This is a genomic window from Allofournierella sp., from assembly GCF_048388525.1.
Classification (GTDB): domain Bacteria; phylum Bacillota; class Clostridia; order Oscillospirales; family Ruminococcaceae; genus BQOK01.
This window is the reverse complement of the sequence record NZ_DBGCTQ010000049.1, coordinates 85,310-102,934: the sequence shown is the minus strand read 5'-3', so window position 1 is coordinate 102,934 and position 17,625 is coordinate 85,310. Positions and strand designations below refer to the sequence as shown.

Genomic DNA, 17,625 nt, shown 5'->3' with positions numbered 1-17,625 from the left:
AGCTTCCCCTCACATCTCTTTTACTTCGCCCTGCTCCACCCGGAACATGGCGCCCTCTGTTTTGTGGAACAGGCTGGAATCGCAGGCGGTCACAATGGTCTGCTTCTCCCGCATGCGGGTCAGCAGGTATTCCTGCCGCTGGAGGTCCAGCTCGCTCAGCACGTCGTCCAGCAGCATCACCGGGTGCTCGCCGGTCACGCTCTGGGCCACGCTGGCCTCGGCCAGCTTCAGGCTCAGCACCGCACTGCGCTGCTGGCCCTGGCTGGCAAACACCCGGGCCGGCTGGCCGTCCAGGGCAAAGGTAAAATCCTCCCGATGGGGGCCCACGGTGCAAAAACCCGCCCTCCGGTCCGCGGCGCGGGCAGCCCGCAAAGCGTCCAGCATATCCTCCGGCCCCTGGTCTGCGCGGTAGGCAAGGCTCAGGGCCTCGCCGCCCCGGCTCAGCTCGGCGTAATTCTGCGCCGCCAAAGGTGCCAGCCGCGCCAGGTAATCGCCGCGGCGGCGGCAGATCTCGCCGCCCTGCACCGCAAGGTCCGTGTCGAACGCGTCGCACATCTCACCGGCGCCGGGGGTGCGATCCCAATATTTCAGCAGGCTGTTTTTTTGTGCCAGCAGCCGGCTGTAACGCCGCAGCGTGGCCACATAGCCCGGCCACAGCTGGCACAGCGCCGCGTCCAAAAAGCGCCGCCGCCCGGCCGGCCCGCTTTTCACAAGGCTCAGATCGTCCGGCTCGAACACCACGGCGGTAAACCGGCCCGCCAAAGCCGCCGCCCGGCCCACCTCGGCCCCGTTCAGGCGCGCGGTGCGCCCGGGGCGGGGGGTGTCCTTTCCCCCCACGGTCAGGCGAATGTGGTCCTGCCGCCCGTCCTGCGCCTCGCTCACCCCGTCCAGCACGGAAAACTCCGCGCCACGGCGGATCAGCTCGGCGTCCTTCGAGCCGCGAAAGCTCTTTCCCCCCGTGAGCAGCCACACAGCCTCCAAAAGGTTTGTCTTGCCCTGGCCGTTGGGGCCGCACAGCACGGTCAGTTCCGGCCCGGGGGCGAATTCCACCTGTTTCAGGTTGCGGTGGTCGGTCACGGCAAGCGATACAAGGCGCACCGGCTTATTTTCCCTGCCCAACGGTCACGGTGCGGCCGTCCAGGGTCACGGTGTCGCCGCCGCGCAGCTTTTTGCCCCGCATTTCGCACACCTCGCCGTTCACCAGAACCCGGCCCTCCTGCACCAGCAGCTTTGCCTCGCCGCCGGTCTCGGCCAGGCCCGCCAGCTTCAAAAGGGAATCCAGTTTTATAAATTCCGTATGGATCAAGATCCGTTCCATCGTTTCCATTCCTGTCTTTCAAAAGGGAAGAGGCCCCTCAATCGTTTTTAAAGCGCACTGGCAGCACCAGGTAGATAAAGTCGGCGCCCTCCTCCGGCAGGATCTTCACGGGGGACAGGGGGCCGCTCATCTCCAGCACCACCTTTTCGCACTTGGAATTGCGCAGCGCGTCCAGCAGGTAGCGGTTGTTGAAGCCGATTTCCACCTGTTCGCCCTCGATCTTCGCCTCGAACTCGTCCACCACCTTGCCCAGGTTTGTCTGGCAGCGCACGGTCACCTTGTTGTCAAACAGAATGCGCAGCGGGTTTTTCAGCCGCTCGGTAATGATCAGCGAGGCCCGCTCAATGGTGTCGATAAAATCCCGGCTTTCCAGCACTACCCGGGTCTTGTAGCCCTCCGGGATCACGTTGGCGTAATTCAAAAACTCGCCCTCGATCAGCCGCGAAAGAATCACATACCTGCCGGTCTCAAACACCACGAACCGCCGGTTTGCCGAGATGGCGACCTCCTGGTCGTCCTCGCCCAAAAGCTTGTTCACCTCGGTCAGGGTCTTGGCGGGGATGATAATGCGGATGTGCTTTTCCGCCTGGATTGGCCGCTCCACAATTGCCAGCCGGTAGCCGTCCAGCGCCACTACGGTAAGTTTGTCCTCTTCAATGGCAAACAGCTCGCCGGTATGGGCGGGTTTTTTGTCGTCCTGGCTCACGGCGTACAGGGTCTTGTCGATCATGTCCCGCAGCATCCCGGCCGAAATGGTAAAGGTCCGGTCCGCGCCGGGGTTAGGCAGGTCGGGGTAATCCGAGGCGCTCATGGCCAGGATATCAAACTCCGCAACGCCGCCTTTCACCGTGGCGTTGCCCGCCTCGTTGGTGCAGATGGTCACCTCGCCCCCGGGCAGCCTGCGCACCATATCACCCAAAAGCTTTGCCGAGAGCACGATCTCGCCCGGCTCCCGCACGTTGGCCTCAATGGTGGTGGTAATGCCCATTTCCAGGTCGTAGCCGGTCAGGGTCAGCTGGAATCCCTCCGCTTTCAGCAGGATGCCCTCCAGCGCGGGAATGGAAGAGCGCAGGGTCACCGCCTTGGACACGCCGTCGATGGCTGCCGACAACAGGGTCTTATCGCATACGATATTCATATTTGCCGCTCCTTTCGTAAGGAAATCTTCCCTGGGAAGAAAAATTCAAAAATAGCTCTTTAAAACATACTTTTCAATAGACGTAATAGTAGGGGCCGTTGAAACCGTGGAAAAGCCCTTTCCGCCCTTTGGACAAGCCGTTTTTCCTGCCGTTTAAAATTCCACTGTTTTTGTGGACAAGATGTTGATAAGAATAAACGGCGATGTTTTGCACACCCTATGTGGAAAACCTGTTGTTAATTGTGGAAAACTATGTGAAAGACTTGCTCTTTTTTTGTGCCGGTTCAGGTGCGTACATTTTTAATAATGTCTTCCACGGTTTCTTTCAGGTGCCGGTCGTTTTCCAGGTTGCTTTCCAGGGCTTTCAGCGAGTACACGATGGTGGAGTGGTCGCGGCCGCCGAATTCCTTGCCGATGTCCTCCATGCTCATGCCGGTGATCTCGCGCACCACATAAATGGCGGTCTGCCGTGCCGAGGAGATATTGGCCGTGCGCCGCATGCCCCGTATTTCCGCCGGGCTCACGTTGTAGGTGCGGCCCACCTCTCCAATGATCTTTTCAATGGTCACGGGCACGGGCTGGGTTTCGTTCAGAATATCCTTGATGGCGTTCTGGGCCACGCCGATCACCGGCTGGATGCCCTCCAGCATGTAATAGGCGTTCAGCTTTTTCACTGCGCCCTCCAGCTGCCGGATGTTGTTTTTCAGGTGGTTCGCGATGAATTCGGCCACGTCGTCCGGGATTTCCAGGTGGAACAGCTCGGCCTTGCGGCGGATGATCGCCACCCGGGTTTCAAAGTCCGGCGGCTGGATGTCCGCGGTCAGGCCCCACTCGAACCGGGTGCGCAAACGCTCCTCCAGGCTCTTGATCTCCTTGGCCGGGCGGTCGCTGGCCAGCACGATCTGCTTGCCGGCGTTGTGCAGGGTATTAAAAGTGTGGAAGAATTCCTCCTGGGTGCTCTCTTTGCCCGCAATAAACTGGATGTCGTCCACCAGCAGCACGTCCGCGGCCCGGTATTTCAGCCGGAACTGCTCGGTGCTGCCCTCCCGGATGGCGGTGATGATCTCGTTGGTGAATTTTTCACAGTCCACGTAAACAATGTTGAAATCCGGGTGGTTCTTTTTGATCTCAATCTGAATGGCGGTCAGCAGGTGGGTCTTGCCCAGGCCCGACTGGCCGTAGATGAACAGGGGGTTGTAAGCGCCCGACGGGTTCGAGGCCACGGCCTGCGCCGCCGCATAGGCGAACTGGTTCGAGGGGCCCTTGATAAAGTTTTCAAAATTAAAATCGTAGCGGCCGTCCGGGTCGGTGCGGGGCAGGGGCTTTTCCGCGGCGGCCTCGGGCTGCGCGGGCGCGGCGGCGGGCACCATCAACTCCACCTCCACCTCAAAGCCCAGCATCGCGGCCAGGGCCTCCTTCAAAAGGGGGGTGTACCGGTCCCGCACAATGGTGCAGATAAAGTCGTTGCGCACAGCAAGCACCACCTTGCCGCTGCCCTCAAAGCTCACCGCTTCCAGCCCGTCGATGTACAGGTTATAGGTGGCGTCTACCAGGCGCTCTTTGCAGTATTCTTTCGCTGCATTCAAAACGTCGTTAAAGGAATCCATAGTGATGGTACGCTCCATTATCGCAAAAATTTGTATCCAAATGATTATACCATAAACCGCCGCCCTTTACAAATATAAATTACCTTAGCTATATAGGGCCGGCACAGGGTTAGCATGGGCTTAAAATTTGGAAAAAATGCCCGTGCGCCGCCCTTTGAGCCAAAAAATATCAGCTTTGGGTGTTGACAAACTCCGCGCCTTTCCAGTATACTTTTAAGTTGCAAGGTCGTCCCCTTTTGGCGGGGAACATCGCACAAAATAATAAGACCCGTAAAATGGGGAAAATGGAGGATAAAAACATGAAAAGAACGTACCAGCCCAAGAAGCGTCAGCGCAGCGGCGTGCACGGCTTTTTAAAGCGCATGGCCAGCAAGAACGGCCGCAAGGTAATTGCCGCCCGCCGTTCCAAGGGCCGCGCCAAGCTGTCCGCCTGATAAGACCGACCGCAGAGCAAGGTCGAACCGCAAGGCCGCTGAGTGATCGGTGGCCTTGTTTTTCCATATGGAGGGAACATGCGCTACCGGCCCATCACACGCAACAGGGAGTTTGGCCGGGTTTACGCCCGGGGCAGGTCCTACGTGCACCCCAAACTGGTGCTCTATGTAAATAAAAACCGCCTGGGGCATACCCGGGTGGGCCTCACCGCCACCAAAAAGGTGGGGGGCGCGGTGCAGCGCAACCGGGCGCGCCGGGTCATGCGCGCGGCACTGTACGAAACCCTGCCCTACAACGTGGGCGGCTGGGACCTGGTGTTCGTGGCCAGGGGCCAAACGGCCCGCTGCAAAAGCGGCGAGGTGGCAAAGGCCGCCCGGCAGCTTCTGCACAGCGCGGGTCTGGTGGAATGATCGCCCGGCTGCTGGCGGCGCCCATCCGCTTTTATAAAAAGTACATTTCGCCCCATCTGGGGCATCACTGCCGTTTCCTGCCCACCTGCAGCGAGTATGCGCTCCAGGCGCTGGAGGTGCACGGCGCGGCAAAGGGCACGCTGCTGGCGGTGTGGCGCATTTTGCGCTGCAACCCCTTCGGCAAAACGGGCTACGACCCCGTTCCCGAAAAGGGCCGCTGGAAAAACGACTGCCGCAGGCTGCGCCGCGTCTGAGGCCATTTTCAACACAGCCACTTGTGACTTGCCCGTTTGCGCCGGTGCCAAGTCCTTCGAATAAACTATAAAAAGCCCCGGCGCGCAACCGGGGCGGAATGGACAAGTTATGGGTTTTCTAGGCTTTCTGGGTACGCCGCTCGGCTATGTGCTGAAGTGGATGTACGACTTTTTGGGCAGCTACGGCTGGGCGCTGGTGGTATTCACCATTTTGATCCGGCTGCTCTCCTTCCCGCTGCAGCTCAAGCAGCAAAAAAACACGGCCCGCATGTCGGCCTATCAGCCGATGATCGCCGAGATCCAGAAAAAGTACGCCAAGGATAAAGACAAGCAGAACCAGGAGCTCATGCGCCTGCAGGAGGAATACGGCTACAACCCCATGGCGGGCTGCCTGCCCATGTTCCTCAACTTTTTCGTTCTGTTCGGCGTGATCGAGGCGGTGTACTATCCGCTGCAGCACATCCTGCACATCGGCAAGGATGTGCTCACCCAGGTGGCCGGGGCCATGGGCCTGAATTACGACATGTACTTCGGCAGCACCCTGATCCAGCAGGTGCAGAACGGTTCCCTTGCCGCCGACGCCGCAAAGCTGCTCACCGCCGGCCAGCTCGAGGCCATCCAGAACTTCAACGTGGTGTTCCTGGGCATCGACCTCACCCAAAAGCCCGAACTCGCGTTCAACGCGCTGCTCATTTTCCCCATCCTCAGTGTCCTCACCATGGCCCTCACCAACGTCATCACCATGAAAATGAGCGGCCAGGAGATGCAGGGCAGCATGAAATGGATGCCCTGGATCATGAGCCTGATGTTCGTCTGGTTCGGCTTCACCGTGCCCGTGGCCTTCTCGCTCTACTACACCGTTTCCAACCTGCTCATGTTCGTTCAGAGCGTGATCCTGAAAAAAATCTACGACCCCGAAAAGATGAAGCAGCAGGTGCAGGAAGAAATCGAGGCCAAGAAAAAGGCCAAAAAAGCCAAAAAGCAGATCAAGACCGTCGATCCCACCGGCCAGGAGGTCCTCAAGGAAGTGACCGAGAGCGAAATGGCGCGCCTGCGGCTGGAAATGGCCCGCAAGCTGGACGAGGAAAAGTATAAGGACGAGCGCACCACCCCGCTGGCCGAAGAGGCAAAGGAGGAATAACCATGCGTGAAGTCATTGTAACGGGCAAAACCGTCGAGGAAGCCACCGAACAGGCCTGCCGTGAGCTGGGCCTCCCGCGGGAAGAGGTCAGCATCGAAATTCTCGAGCTGCCCACCCGCAAGCTGTTCAAATCCACCCCGGCCAAGGTCCGGGCCACCGCCGAGGGCGGCGAGCCAGAGCCGGCTCCGGCCCCCGCGCCCCAGCCGCCTGTGCAGCAGGCCGCTCCCGCCCCGCAAAAAGCGCCCGAACCCTCCCCGGCCCCCAAACAGGAACCAGCCCCCGCCATGGAGGAGCGCCCTGTGGACATCGCGTCCAGCGAAAAGCTCACCGCTGCGGTGGAATACTTAAAAACCGTGTTCGCCGCCATGGGTGTGAGTGAAGTCGCCCTCACCGCCGTCAAGCAGGGCGAGGCCACCATCCTGAAGGTGGAGGGCGCCAACGTGGGCGTGCTCATCGGCCACCGGGGCGAGACCATGGAGAGCCTGTCTTACCTGGCGGGCCTGGTGGCGAACCGCCTCCCCGGCGATTATCTCAAGCTGGGCCTGGATGTGGGCGGCTATCGCTCCAAGCGCGAAAAGGACCTGGAATCCCTGGCCCGCCGCATCGGCGCCAAGGTGGCCAAAACCGGCCGCAGCCATGCCATGGACCCCATGAACCCCTATGAGCGCCGCATCATCCACAGCACCATCGGCGCCATGCAGGGCGTGCGCAGCGAGTCCAAGGGCGAGGGCGCCGACCGCCGTGTGGTCATTTATTCCACCGACCCGAACGCCAGCAACCTCCCCGAGCGCCGCGAGGGCGGCCGCGGGGGAAGGGGAGGCCAGGGCGGTTATCGCGGCGGACCCCGCCGCGAGGGCGGCCATGGCCGCAGCGACCGCAACGACCGGGGTGGCAAGGGCGGCTACCGGGGCGGCGAGCGCCGTTCCAGCGTGCCCGAGCGCGAATTTGCCGATACCCCCCGCCCCCAGGGCGCCGAGCCCATGGCCCCCAAGCGCACCCAGCTCATCGACGACGCCGAGGGCCTGGCCCTCTACGGCAAGGTCGAGCTGTAAATCCCATTGCAAAAAAGGAACGCCGGCAGATCTGCCGGCGTTCCTTTTTTGTGGCTGCGGGGCGCTTTGGGTTTTGCACATTCCGGGCCCTGCATTGTGGAAAACCGGCGGCTTTTAATACATGTGAAAAAAGGTCGAGCCGGTGAGCCACAGCGCAAAAAAGATCCCTGCCTTAAAGTTTTGCAGCGCCACAAAATCAAGCTGTTCGCCCTGGTGCTGCCGGTAAGCCGCAAATGCCTCCGCCGCCTGGCCCTCCAGCGCCATTTCCTGTGTTCTCTGCTGCATCATCTGTTCCAGATCGCTGAAAAGCTCCGCGGTGCCCGGGTCAAAGCCGCCCCTGGACCAGCCGAACATCGAAAACAGATCGTTCCATTGCTCGTTCATTTTGTATTCCTCCTCAAACAATCTGTTGTTTTGCCCTTGTTGCTTTTATTTTTTCTTTGCCTGAAGCGATAAAAAAATCAAATCAACAAGGTTTTTTCAGTATAACACAAAAAAATCCGACCCCCGCTGAAAAAACACCGGCCGGTGTCCAGCGAAAATCAGAGCGATTTTTCAGCTAAAATGCCAAGTGGCTTTTGGGCCGCCAGGGGGCGAAGCGGGGAGGCTTTGGTTTCCGCCAGGGAATGGAGACCAAAGGTTCCGGCCAGGTTTCTTTCAAAGGCAAACGCGCTTTTACGGGGCTTTTTCTTTGGCGGCAGGCGTTCTCCCCGCCCGCATGCCCTTGCTTCAAAACAGGTGCGCAAAATCGCTTTATATGCCTGCGGCGTACAAGATATTTTGCACACCTGTTTTTTGCCGCGGCACACGCTGCCAGGCTGTGGCAGGGGAGTGTATATGTGTTTTAAAAATTGTACTGAATAAGTTTTGATAATTTGACTGAATGAAAATATAAAATTCGACTGATTGTAATTGTAAAAATCAGTGGAATAGAATATAATGAAGTTAATATCTGAACCGAGGTGACACGTTGTGGAACAGCAAAGCTATAGGCCGCGCATCATTGACCAAAAGCTGGAAGAATATCTGTCCGCCTTTGGCGCCGTCTGTATCGAGGGCCCCAAGTGGTGCGGCAAAACCTGGACCTCTACTTACCACAGCAGGAGCGGGATCTGCATCGGCGACCCCGCCGGCAATTTTCAGAACCGGAAGCTGGCGGAGCTGTCCCCGGCTTTAGTGCTGGAGGGCGAAACGCCCCGCCTCATTGACGAATGGCAGGAGGTGCCGCCCCTTTGGGATGCGGTGCGATACAGGGTCGATCAAACCGCCCAAAAGGGGCAGTTTATCCTTACCGGCTCCGCTACCCCAAACCATAAAGGCATCCTCCACAGCGGTGCGGGCCGGATTGCCCGGCTGCGGATGCGCCCCATGGCCCTCTGGGAATCCGGCGATTCCAGTGGAAAGGTGTCCCTGGAAAAGCTGTGCCGCGGCGAGTTGACCCCCGTTATGACCGGCGAGGTGGATTTAAAAAAGCTCATTGAACTGATCGTCCGCGGCGGTTGGCCGGGCAGCTTGGGCCTGCCCTTGCAGCAGGCCGCGCTGCTTCCCATGGAATACCTGAACGCTGTCATCGCCGACGATGTATACCGCATCGACGGCGTAAAGCGCGATACCCGCAAAATGCGCCTGCTGCTGCGTTCTCTGGCCCGCAACGAGAGCACCACCGTCACCAACAAGACCCTCATGCGGGACGTGAAGGCGGTGGATGATGAGGACATCGACGGCAATACCGTGGCGGCTTATCTGGATATTTTCAAGCGGCTTTTTCTCACCGACGACCAGCCGCCCTTTTCCGCCGGCATCCGCTCCTCCGTCCGGGTCAAGCAGGCGGAAAAGCGGCACTTTGCCGACCCGTCCCTGGCCTGTGCCCTGCTGAAGGCCGCACCGTCGGGGCTGTTGGGCGACCTGCAAACCCTTGGTTTCCTGTTCGAGGCCCTGTGCGAGCGGGACCTGCGCATTTATGCCGAATCCTTCGGCGGAAACCTTTATCACTACCAGGACTACAAAAATCAGGAGATCGACGCGGTGGTGGAGCTGCCCGACGGCCAGTGGTGCGCCTTTGAAATCAAGCTGGGGGCCAACCAGATCGACGCGGCGGCACAGAATCTTCTTGAGATCAAAAAGCAGATCGCGCAGGATCCAAAGGGCAAGCCCCCCGCTGTCCTCTGCGTCCTCTGCGGCCTGGCCAATGCCGCATATCAGCGGCCGGACGGGGTATTCGTCGCGCCGTTAACGGCACTGAAGGAATGAAGGAAAAAAGATTCAGAGGAATGGCATTGGATCCCGGTCAAACCAGCGCGCCGGCTTCCTGCAGCAACAACGCTCTCACGTGGGGCCTGCTCTCTTCATCAAGCAAAAACATAAACGCATTGTTGCGGCACCTTTGCAGCCGTTCGCCCTTTAAAAGGAAGTCGTAGCCCATGGAGCACGTTTGGTTGCAGGCCGCCGGGTCCACCAGGCGCTTGCAGACCGGCGCTGCCTGAATGGCGCATACCATGCTGTCGGGCAGCAGCTCCAAAAGTTCCATGTACTGGGCAATATGGCCCGCGTAGATGCGGGCCATCAGCCCTTTTTTGCGGAACACATAATTGGCGAGGGTCTTTTTGTTCAGGCTGTAGGAAACCACATATCCGCTCCTCGCGGCCTTCACCTCGGCCTTGCAGCCAAGCCCGGTCAGCTCGTTATGCACTTCGCTCACAAATTTTTGGTTCTCCCCATCCACGGAAGCTAAAAAATCCTGAAACGTGTATTTTTCACTCATCCTTATTGTCCTCCAACAGCTTCTGGCTTGATGATAATTCATAAAAAGTGCTTTTCCAACGAAAGGTACAGGCCCGGTAAACACAACTTTAGTTGGATATTTGCTCCATAATAAACCTTGTATTTTCTTCAATGACGGAATGATCCAATTCCCGTTTGTTTTGTCGGGCGGCCTTGTTGATCAAGGCCGCTTTCCTTCTTGTTTCTCCCTCACGGCGATCCACACCTCCACAAGCCCGTCTTTTCCGTAATATTCCACATCCGGCGCTCCCGCTTTCATCCTGCCGGTGAGATAGCCCTTGTTGAGCGGCCTGTAGTCCGATTTGGGCAGCCATTTCAAAATCGCCATGGCCTCGGTTTTTCCCAGGGTTTCCAGCCTGCAGGGAAACACCGCCCAGGTCATGGCCGGAACGGTGTATTCCGCAAATCCATCCGGCGCGTCGCGGTCGCTGGAAACAGCGATCAGATACTCAAATTTTTTGGGGTCTGCCGGGTCTGTGTTGTATAGATGAATCCCGAACAGGCCCTGCGGCTCCTGCTTTGCCAGGGCCAGCAGCGCTTCGTCCCGGTGTTCCGCCCGAAAGCCCGCCCAATGCGCGGGGATTGCCCTTCGGCCCTCGCCCCGGTGGTTTGTCGTTTGCATCAAAAAGCCCACAACGCGAAAGCTCTCTCTTTTTTCGATCCGAAAAGGGTTATTCATTTTTGGTTCTCCTGTCTGTTTGTTTGCAGGCCGATTGTTTGCCGTCCGCCACCGGGATCAGGATCTGGCTCCAATAATCCGCCGCGTAAGCGTTTCCATCGCTGTACCACTCCAGCTCCGGGCAGTTTGCATGCTCAAACGGATAGTTCACCAGCCACTCCTCCTCGAGAAATCTCCACCCATTCTGGATGGCCTGGGGCACAGGGCCCACACAGTCAAAAACCGCCCAGGCGGTTTTTGGTATCACAATTTCCGTCCAGCCCTCCGGCAACGCCGCATCTGCCTTTACCATAATGCAATACTCCAGGGCATCCGGGTTTTTCTCATCCCGGCGGAACAGGCCGAACAGCCCCTTCGGCGTTCCGGCGTCCATGGAGGCCAGCCGGGAAAAGGTGCCGTTCTTCTGGCAGTCGCTCCAAAATCCCGGTATCTTGGCAGCGTGGTCCCCGTTTCTGCGGGATAGGCGAAGGCTCGTCCCGATCAGGCGAAAGGGGCCCTTTTGCTCCAGCTTCCATTGATATTCCTGTTTCACCGGGAGCTGCATTTTCGGCACCGCCCGCAGCCTCACATCCTGCCGGCGCGCGTCCTTGGGCGTAGCCCCGTGAAATTGCTGGAAGGCTTTTGTAAAGGAAGTGGGCGAGTCGTACCCATACTGATAACTCACCTCCACCACTCTTTTATCCGTGCTCTTCAGCTCGTATCCGGCCAAGGTCATTTTTCTGGAACGCACATACTCTGAAAAGCTGATGCCGTTCATATAGCAAAATACCTTTTGAAAAAAGCCAAAGGAGCAGCCCGCAATCTCCGCGATCTCCCGCGGATCAATCGGCTCCTGCCGGCGCTGCAGGCGGTTTTCCACATAGTCGATGATGATCTGTAGCTTTTCATTCCACTCCATATCGTTTCCCTTTCAATGCCCCGGCCGCTGCAGGTTTTATTATACCCCATGGAAAAGGGCCTGTCCTCTCATCTTTGGTCCTGGCCGGATAGAACGCCGCCGCTTTTTTGCGGGCTCTTTCCGTTATGCCGCAGCAGCAGCGCCACGATCAGCGCGGTCAGATAATCCGCTGTGGGGCTTGCGTATAAAATGCCGTCTATTCCCCCAATACCGTTGACAAGCTTGTCTTAATGTGCAACAATAGTTACATAACGCTTGTAACAAAATAAGATCAAATGGAGAGTGAACGGCTATGCCGCCTAAAGCAAAAATAACCCGGCAGATGATTTTGGATACGGCTCTGGAACTTACAAGGCAAGCGGGCTTTGAAGCGGTGAACGCCCGCAGCATTGCGGGCAAGCTGCAGTGCTCCACCCGGCCGCTCTTTACCTGCTACGAAAACATGGAGCAGTTAAAAAGTGAATTTCTTGCGTTTGCCTACGAATATTACGAGCGCTATGTGGCCGCTTACCGCGCCGGCTCCCGGGTCGGCCCCGGCCTGCTCCTCCCGCTCTCCTATGTGGAATTTGCCCGGCAGGAGCCCAACCTGTTCCGGCTGCTGTTCATCAGCGACATGGACCTGGCCCTGCACCGCCCGCAGGATTTTTACAAAGAGCGCGGCAACGAAAAAAAGGCGGCGGCCTTCGCCCGGGCCCTGGATCTGGACCCGGAGCGCGCAAAGGTCGTTTTTTTGGATCTGTTTCTTTATACCCACGGGATCGCGGTCCTGGCGGCAACAAACAAGCTGACGCTCGGGGAACGCGATGTGGAAAACATGGTGGCAAATGTCCTGTCGGCTTTTTTGCAGCGGCAAACACCGGCCACCCGCGGTTCTGCCTGACGGCGAAAAAAAAGGGGAGAGGTGCAGTATGCAAACAAACCAATACCTGATCGATTTTTACGATCATTACAACGAGGACGGCCGCCTGGCCGTCCAGCATGGTTCCGTTGAGTTCCTCACCACCATGCGCTACATTGAAAAATACCTCCGCCCCGGCAGCCGCGTGCTGGAAATCGGGGCCGGAACCGGCCGCTATTCCCACGCGCTGGCGCGCCGGGGCTATGCCGTCGACGCGGTGGAGCTGGTGCCGCGGCAGGTGGAGCTCTTTCGCCAAAACACCCGCCCGGGCGAAACCGTGTCCGTCACCCTGGGCAACGCCCTGGATCTGTCCTCATTTCCGGCCGATGCCTATGATATCACGCTGCTGCTGGGGCCGCTGTACCATCTCTATAGCGTGCCGGACAAACGCCAGGCCCTGCGCGAGGCGATCCGGGTCACCAAACCGGGCGGTGTGGTCTTTGCCGCCTATGTCATTTCTGACGGCTGCCTGCTGGACGAGGGCTTTCACCGCGGCAATGTCAACGTTGCCCAATATGTGGCCGAGGGCCTGCTCGATGGCCGCACCTTTGCCGCCCGCTCCCAGCCCAAAGACCTGTTTGAGCTTGTCCGCAAAGAGGAGATCGACGCGCTCATGGCCCCGTTCCCCGTCACCCGGCTGCATTATGTGGCCGCCGACGGCTGCGCCCTCTTCATGCGCGAGGCGGTGGACGCCATGGATGCCGCCGCCTTTGCGCTGTACCTTCAATACCACTTTGCGACCTGTGAGCGCAGCGATCTGTGGGGCATCACAAGCCATGCGCTGGATATCTTCCGAAAATGAGCCTTCGGCCCGTTTGGGTGCGCCGGGCGGCAGCCGCGGGCCGAACGCCCGCAAGGTGCGCCCCGCTTGCCCTTGCTTTCGGTGTGTGCTACAATAAATCGGAACTTTTTGTGTAAAGGGGGCTTTTCTATGGCGCAGCCGTCCACCATTGTGGCCCAGGCCACCCCCCCGGGGGCGGGGGGCATCGCCGTGGTGCGCCTGTCCGGCCCCGGGGCTTATTCCGTGGCGGCCCGGGTGTTTTTTCCACAGGACCCGGCCAAAAAGGTGGAAAACGCGCGGGGCTACACCGCGCTGTTCGGGCACTTTCAGGCAAGGGGCTGCACCCTGGACGAGGGCGTGGCCCTGTTCTTCCGCGCCCCCCGCAGCTATACCGGCGAGGACGTGGTGGAGCTCTCCTGCCACGGGGGCCAGGTCATCGCCCAAACCCTGATCGAAGCCTGCATCGCCGCGGGCGCTGCGCCCGCCGGCCCCGGCGAGTACACAAAGCGCGCCTTTTTGAACGGCCGCATCAGCCTCACCCAGGCCGAGGCCGTCATGGATGTGATCTCCGCCGCCGGCCGCCAGGGCGCGGCCCTGGCCGAGCACGCCCTGGGCGGCGCCCTGGCAAAACAGATCGGGGGCTACAGGCAAACCCTGCTGGCCCTGGCCGGGCATCTGGCCGCCTGGGTCGATTTTCCCGAGGAGGATGTGCCCGCGCTGGAGCCCGCAGCCCTGCAAAAGGCCCTGGGGGAGGTACTGGCCGGCGTGTCGGCCCTGGTGGAAAGCTACGGCGCGGGCGCGGTGCTGCGCCAGGGGGTGGATACGGCCATCGTGGGCAGCCCCAACGTGGGCAAATCCACCCTTTTAAATTTGCTGGCCGGGTTCGACCGGGCCATCGTCACCCCCGTGGCGGGCACCACCCGCGACGTGGTGGAGCAGGCGGTCATGCTGGGCGGGGTGCGCCTGAACCTGTTCGATACCGCCGGCCTGCGCGAAACCGGCGACCTGGTCGAGGCCGAGGGCATCCGCCGAAGCCGCGAAAAGCTGGCCCAGGCCGGGCTGGTGCTGGCCGTGTTCGACGGCTCCAGCCCCGCTCTGCCTGCCGACCGGGAACTTGCGCGCGCCTGCGCCGGGCGGCGGGCCGTGGCCCTCATCAACAAAAACGACCTGCCCCAGCGGTTCGACGAAGCCGTGCTGCAAGGCGGGTTCAGCGCTGTTGTGCGCATGGCCGCGGGCCGGGGCGGCGGCCTTGCGCAGCTGGAGGCTGCGGTGGCCCGGGTGCTGGGCGTGGCGGAGCTCGATCTTGCCGCCCCCTGCCTTGTGAGCCAGCGGCAGCTGGCCGCGGCGGTGGAGGCGCGCGCCGCCCTGGCCGACGCGCTGGAAGCGCTGGCCGGCGGCTTTGGGCTGGACGCAGTGAGCGTCTGTGTGGACGACGCGCTGGCCGCGCTGTGCCGCCTTTCGGGCGAGGACGCCGCCGCCTCCGTGGTGGAGGAAGTGTTTTCAAAGTTTTGCGTGGGCAAGTAAACGGTTAAAAAGGGAGAGTAAAAAGGTGCCGGAAATCTTAGCAAGCGGCGCCCCGGCGGGGCGGGGCGAACACGCGCCCGCCCAAAACGGGGCGTTCCCTTTGGGTGAGTATGATGTGATCGTGGTGGGCGCGGGGCACGCGGGCATCGAGGCGGCGCACGCCGCGTCCGCGCTCGGCGCGCGCACCGCGCTGTTCACCCTCAGCCTCGACGGCATTGGCAACATGCCCTGCAACCCCAGCATCGGGGGCACCGCCAAGGGCCATCTGGTGCGCGAGATCGACGCCCTGGGCGGGGTTATGGGCCTTGCGGCCGACGCCACCACCCTGCAAAGCCGCATGCTCAACCGGGGCAAGGGCCCGGCCGTGCACTCGCTGCGCGCCCAAATCGACCGGCAGGCCTACCACTCCTACACCAAGCACCTGCTGGAGCAGTGCCCGGGCCTGGAAATCAAGCAGGCCGAGGTGGTGGACATAAAGGTAGAGCAGGGCCGCGCGGCGGGGGTGTATACCCGGCTGCACGGCTTTTACGGGGCCCGCGCCGTGGTGCTGTGCACCGGCACGAACCTGGGGGGCCGCATTTTTGTGGGCGATGCCAGCGTGCCCAGCGGGCCGGACGGCCAGCACGCAGCCGAGCTGCTGGCTCAAAGCCTCAAAAGGGCGGGCCTGCCCCTGCGCCGCTTCAAGACCGGCACCCCCGCCCGGGTGCACCGCCGCAGCATCGACTTTTCGGTGCTGGAGCGCCAGCCCGGCGAGGACCCGCCCGAGCCTTTCAGCTTTCTTACCCCCATGGGCGGGGTGAAAAACCAGGTGGATTGCCACATTGCCTTTACCAACCCCCAGACCCACCGGATCATTCAGCAGAACCTGCACCGCTCCCCCCTCTATGGCGGGGCCATCCAGGGGATCGGCCCCCGCTACTGCCCCAGTATTGAGGATAAGGTGGTCCGCTTTGCCGAAAAGGACCGCCACCAGATCTTTGTGGAGCCCTGCGGCCTCAACACCGAGGAGATGTATCTGCAGGGCATGAGTTCCAGCCTTCCCGAGGATGTGCAGAACGCCATGTACCGCACCATCCGGGGTTTCGAGCGCATCGAAATTCTGCGCCCCGCCTATGCCATCGAGTACGATTGCATCGACCCCCTGGCCCTGCGCCCCACCCTGGAAACCCGGGCGGTGGCCGGGCTGTACGGCGCGGGCCAATTCTGCGGCACCTCCGGCTACGAGGAGGCCGCGGCCCAGGGGCTCTTGGCGGGCCTGAACGCGGCCCTGGCCGTAAAGGGCAAAGAGCAGCTGGTGCTGCCACGCCACTCCTCCTACATCGGCACCCTGGTGGACGACCTTGTTACCAAAGGCGTGCTGGACCCCTACCGCATGATGACCAGCCGCAGCGAATACCGCCTCACCCTGCGGCAGGATAACGCCGCCGAGCGGCTCACCCCCATCGGCAGGCAGGCGGGCCTTGTGAGCGACGCCCGCTGGCAGGCCTTTGAGCGGGAGATGGAGCAAAAGCGCACCGAGCGCGCCCGGCTGGAATCCACCACCGTGCGCGCCGCGGCCCTGAACCAGGTGCTTGCCGCCGAGGGCCTTCCCCCGGTGGAAAAGGGTGCCAGCGCCGCCGAACTTCTGCGCCGGCCCGAGCTCACCTACGAGCTGGTGTGCCGGGTCATCGGCCCGGGGCAGGGGGTCGACCCGCGCCTTGGCCGGCGCATTGCCACCGAAATCCGCTACGCGGGCTACATCCAGCGCCAGCAGCGGGCCATCAAAGAGGTGCGCCGCATGGAAAGCGCCCTCATCCCGCCGGATTTTGACTACGCGCCCTTGGCGGGCCTCCGGCTGGAAGCCCGGGAAAAGCTGGCAAAGCTGCGCCCCCGGGATCTGGCCCAGGCCGGGCGCATCCCTGGCGTTTCGCCCGCCGATCTCGCGGTGCTCAGCGTGGCGGTGGCCGCCGCCCGCGCCGCCGCTGCCGAAGAACAAAAGGAGGAACGCCCATGATCAACAAATCCCGTCTGGAACAAAAGGCCGCCGTTTACGGAATTGCGCTCACCGGCGGCCAGCTGGACCTGCTGGCCCGCTATGCCGTCTGCCTGGTAGAATACAACCAAAAGGTCAACCTCACCGCCATCACCGACCCCGAGGGCGTCGAGGACAAGCATTTTATCGACAGCCTGCTTTTTGCCGCCCAGCCCGAGGTGGCGGGCCGCATGGTGGACGTGGGCTGCGGCGCCGGCTTCCCCGGGGTGGTCGCCAAAATCCACAAGCCCGATCTCGCCCTCACCCTCATGGAGCCCACCGGTAAGCGGGTGGAGTTTCTGCGCTGGGTGTGCGGCCAGCTGGGCCTTTCCGGGGTTGAGTTTGCAAAAGAGCGCGCCGAGGAGGCCGCCCGCAAGCAGTGGCGTGAGGCCTTTGATCTTGCTTCGGCCCGCGCGGTGGCCGCGCTGCCCGCCCTCAGCGAATATTGCCTGCCCCTGGTGCGGGTGGGGGGCTTCTTCATTGCTATGAAGGGCGCCTCCGCTGCCGAAGAGCTGGAAGCCGCCCGCCCCGCCATTCAAAAGCTCGGCGGCGAATACCAGGCCACCCGCGCCTTTCAGCTGCCCGGGGGCGACGCGCGCAGCCTTGTGGTATGCAAAAAGATTTCGCAAACTTCGACCGTCTATCCCCGCAACGGCGGAAAAATTGCCAAGTCGCCCCTGAAATGACAGAGGTTAAGG

General features: G+C 61.0%; 19 protein-coding genes. 11 read left to right on the top strand and 8 right to left on the bottom strand.

Annotation, left to right across the window (positions count from 1 at the left end):
• Window positions 1–9 precede the first annotated feature (9 nt).
• The 4 genes from recF to dnaA form a co-directional block, all read right to left on the bottom strand.
• Entirely contained in the window at window positions 10–1,098 is a 1,089-nt protein-coding gene (gene recF / locus ACMLHZ_RS05845; RefSeq protein ID WP_418666835.1) for a DNA replication/repair protein RecF, read from the bottom strand.
• A gap of 4 nt (window positions 1,099–1,102) precedes the next feature.
• Window positions 1,103–1,318, bottom strand: a complete 216-nt coding sequence (locus tag ACMLHZ_RS05840; protein WP_418666834.1) for an RNA-binding S4 domain-containing protein — start codon at window positions 1,316–1,318, stop codon at window positions 1,103–1,105.
• Window positions 1,319–1,355: 37 nt separating this feature from the next.
• The gene (gene dnaN, locus ACMLHZ_RS05835; protein ID WP_418666833.1) at window positions 1,356–2,456 is read right to left on the bottom strand and encodes a DNA polymerase III subunit beta; all 1,101 of its coding nucleotides are present in this window, start codon (window positions 2,454–2,456) and stop codon (window positions 1,356–1,358) included.
• 284 nt (window positions 2,457–2,740) lie between these two features.
• Entirely contained in the window at window positions 2,741–4,063 is a 1,323-nt protein-coding gene (gene dnaA / locus ACMLHZ_RS05830) for a chromosomal replication initiator protein DnaA (protein WP_177562232.1), read from the bottom strand.
• A 299-nt stretch (window positions 4,064–4,362) separates the two neighbouring features.
• On the opposite strand from dnaA, the gene rpmH reads away from it, so the two are divergent.
• The 5 genes from rpmH to jag all read left to right on the top strand — a co-directional run bounded on the left by rpmH (window position 4,363) and on the right by jag (window position 7,355).
• A complete protein-coding gene (gene rpmH, locus ACMLHZ_RS05825) occupies window positions 4,363–4,497 on the top strand; it encodes a 50S ribosomal protein L34 (protein WP_177562234.1) in 135 nt (44 codons plus the stop codon).
• 78 nt (window positions 4,498–4,575) lie between these two features.
• Window positions 4,576–4,908 (top strand): ribonuclease P protein component, encoded by a 333-nt coding sequence (gene rnpA, locus ACMLHZ_RS05820; RefSeq protein WP_418454506.1) that lies wholly within the window; start codon window positions 4,576–4,578, stop codon window positions 4,906–4,908.
• Complete coding sequence (gene yidD, locus ACMLHZ_RS05815) at window positions 4,905–5,162, top strand: membrane protein insertion efficiency factor YidD (protein WP_418666832.1); 258 nt, start codon at window positions 4,905–4,907, stop codon at window positions 5,160–5,162. Before rnpA ends, yidD begins: the two co-directional genes overlap by 4 nt.
• Before the next feature lie 109 nt (window positions 5,163–5,271).
• On the top strand, window positions 5,272–6,303 hold the full coding sequence (locus ACMLHZ_RS05810) for a YidC/Oxa1 family membrane protein insertase (protein WP_418666831.1): 1,032 nt from the start codon (window positions 5,272–5,274) through the stop codon (window positions 6,301–6,303).
• Between the two features lie 2 nt (window positions 6,304–6,305).
• Window positions 6,306–7,355 (top strand): RNA-binding cell elongation regulator Jag/EloR, encoded by a 1,050-nt coding sequence (gene jag, locus ACMLHZ_RS05805; protein ID WP_418666830.1) that lies wholly within the window; start codon window positions 6,306–6,308, stop codon window positions 7,353–7,355.
• Between the two features lie 114 nt (window positions 7,356–7,469).
• On the opposite strand, the gene ACMLHZ_RS05800 is transcribed toward jag, so the two are convergent.
• On the bottom strand, window positions 7,470–7,739 hold the full coding sequence (locus ACMLHZ_RS05800) for a hypothetical protein (RefSeq protein WP_418666829.1): 270 nt from the start codon (window positions 7,737–7,739) through the stop codon (window positions 7,470–7,472).
• A gap of 588 nt (window positions 7,740–8,327) precedes the next feature.
• Between ACMLHZ_RS05800 and ACMLHZ_RS05795 the strand changes: the two genes are divergently transcribed.
• Window positions 8,328–9,605, top strand: a complete 1,278-nt coding sequence (locus ACMLHZ_RS05795) for an ATP-binding protein (protein ID WP_418666828.1) — start codon at window positions 8,328–8,330, stop codon at window positions 9,603–9,605.
• A 37-nt stretch (window positions 9,606–9,642) separates the two neighbouring features.
• On the opposite strand, the gene ACMLHZ_RS05790 is transcribed toward ACMLHZ_RS05795, so the two are convergent.
• The 3 genes from ACMLHZ_RS05790 to ACMLHZ_RS05780 all read right to left on the bottom strand — a co-directional run bounded on the left by ACMLHZ_RS05790 (window position 9,643) and on the right by ACMLHZ_RS05780 (window position 11,713).
• Complete coding sequence (locus tag ACMLHZ_RS05790) at window positions 9,643–10,053, bottom strand: hypothetical protein (protein WP_418666827.1); 411 nt, start codon at window positions 10,051–10,053, stop codon at window positions 9,643–9,645.
• 243 nt (window positions 10,054–10,296) lie between these two features.
• Window positions 10,297–10,815 carry a GyrI-like domain-containing protein gene (locus ACMLHZ_RS05785; protein WP_418666826.1) on the bottom strand — a complete coding sequence of 173 codons (519 nt, stop codon included), beginning with the start codon at window positions 10,813–10,815 and terminating at the stop codon, window positions 10,297–10,299.
• Window positions 10,808–11,713: an AraC family transcriptional regulator gene (locus ACMLHZ_RS05780; RefSeq protein WP_418666825.1), complete on the bottom strand. Its 906-nt coding sequence runs from the start codon at window positions 11,711–11,713 to the stop codon at window positions 10,808–10,810. The genes ACMLHZ_RS05785 and ACMLHZ_RS05780 overlap by 8 nt, the downstream gene beginning before the upstream one ends.
• A gap of 292 nt (window positions 11,714–12,005) precedes the next feature.
• On the opposite strand from ACMLHZ_RS05780, the gene ACMLHZ_RS05775 reads away from it, so the two are divergent.
• The 5 genes from ACMLHZ_RS05775 to rsmG all read left to right on the top strand — a co-directional run bounded on the left by ACMLHZ_RS05775 (window position 12,006) and on the right by rsmG (window position 17,613).
• Window positions 12,006–12,593 carry a TetR/AcrR family transcriptional regulator gene (locus ACMLHZ_RS05775; protein WP_418666824.1) on the top strand — a complete coding sequence of 196 codons (588 nt, stop codon included), beginning with the start codon at window positions 12,006–12,008 and terminating at the stop codon, window positions 12,591–12,593.
• 28 nt (window positions 12,594–12,621) lie between these two features.
• A complete protein-coding gene (locus ACMLHZ_RS05770; protein WP_418666823.1) occupies window positions 12,622–13,413 on the top strand; it encodes a class I SAM-dependent methyltransferase in 792 nt (263 codons plus the stop codon).
• Between the two features lie 129 nt (window positions 13,414–13,542).
• Window positions 13,543–14,916 carry a tRNA uridine-5-carboxymethylaminomethyl(34) synthesis GTPase MnmE gene (gene mnmE, locus ACMLHZ_RS05765; protein WP_418666822.1) on the top strand — a complete coding sequence of 458 codons (1,374 nt, stop codon included), beginning with the start codon at window positions 13,543–13,545 and terminating at the stop codon, window positions 14,914–14,916.
• Window positions 14,917–15,016: 100 nt separating this feature from the next.
• Complete coding sequence (mnmG, locus tag ACMLHZ_RS05760; RefSeq protein ID WP_418666884.1) at window positions 15,017–16,909, top strand: tRNA uridine-5-carboxymethylaminomethyl(34) synthesis enzyme MnmG; 1,893 nt, start codon at window positions 15,017–15,019, stop codon at window positions 16,907–16,909.
• Entirely contained in the window at window positions 16,906–17,613 is a 708-nt protein-coding gene (rsmG, locus tag ACMLHZ_RS05755; protein ID WP_418666821.1) for a 16S rRNA (guanine(527)-N(7))-methyltransferase RsmG, read from the top strand. Before mnmG ends, rsmG begins: the two co-directional genes overlap by 4 nt.
• Window positions 17,614–17,625 lie beyond the last annotated feature (12 nt).